Source organism: Pseudomonas sp. 1152_12, from assembly GCF_052850675.1.
Window position 1 is genome coordinate 1 of the sequence record NZ_VXCW01000045.1, and the last position, 1,277, is coordinate 1,277.

At 62.5% G+C, this 1,277-nt stretch carries 1 pseudogene; it reads right to left on the reverse strand.

The window, feature by feature from the left end:
- Positions 1-1,277: pseudogene (locus FW764_RS28030) on the reverse strand (hypothetical protein); the annotation flags it as partial.

Sequence of the window (1,277 nt, forward strand, 5' to 3'; positions counted from 1 at the left end):
TTGCGACATCACCGCGACCACTGAGCAGGCCGTCGGTGTTGTCCAGGCGCGTGCTGCTTGCGTTGAGGCTGGCAGCGTTGATGTGGCCTTTGACGTTGGCCAGCACTTGCTCAACGCGCAAGGTCAGCCCCTGGTTGCTGATCAGTTTGCCGTTGCTGTTATCGAGGTTTTGCGCTGCCAGGGTGAAAGCGTTCTGGCTGGAAATTTCGCCGTGCTGGTTGTTGAGGTTAGCGAGGTTGTTGAGCGCCAGGATCGGTGCGTTGATCACGCCCGCGTTGACCAGCTCGCCGTTGTGCAGGTCGAGGTTCAGTTGCGTGGTGCTCAGCAGCTCGGCGCCGCCCAGTTGCGTGAGGCCGGTAAGGTTGGCAGTCAGGCTGCCGACGCTGCCGATATGCCCGGCGTTGGTGACGTGGGTGGCCGTCAGGTCAAGGCTGTCGGCACTGATCACCTGCCCTTTGAGGCCGTTGTTGAACTCACCGGTCGCGAGGCTGGCCGCGCCCTGGCTTTTGAGCAGGCCGTAAGTGTTATCCAGGCTGGCGCTGGTCAGCGTGAGGCCTTGTGCACTCTCGACGGTGCCGCCTGTATTGATCAAATCCGTGGCGCTGGTGAGGGTCAGCGGGCCGGCACTGGAAACACTGCCGCCGCTGTTATCGATGCGCTGCCCAGCCAGCGCCATCGAGCCTTCACTGCTGAGTTTGCCGCGGGTGTTATCCAGTCCAGCCGAGACCTGCAGTGCCAAGCTGTGTTGGCCGCCCAAGGTGCCGTCGGTGTTATCCAGACTCCCACCGGTAAACCGGGTGTTCTGGGCAAACACCAAGGCTTTGGCCCTGTTGATCACGTCGTGCATCGCCAGCTCTAACCCAGTCCCGGCCAACAGCTTGCCGCCACTGTTGTCGAGGCGCTGGCCGCTGAGGTCGATGTTCTGCTGGCTGGAGATTTCCCCGGCGCGGTTGTCAACGCTGTTGATCGTGAGCTTCAGCGCTTTTGTCGCCGCTACCAAGCCCTTGTCGTGGTTGTCCAAGCTGTCGGCCGTGAGGGTCAGGTTGCCTTGTGCGGCGATCTCGCCGCCCTGCTGGTTCAGCACACCCACGGTGGCTTCCAAGTCGCCTTGGCTGGCGATGCGGCCCTTGGCGTTTTCGACGCTGTCGACCGTCAGCCGCACCGGGCCAACGGCGCTGGCCAGGCCGTTTTGGTTACTCAGGGATTGCCCGGTGATCGCCAGCGCCTGCTTGCTGTTGAGCACGCCTTGACGGTTATCCAACTGGCCAACTTGCAGA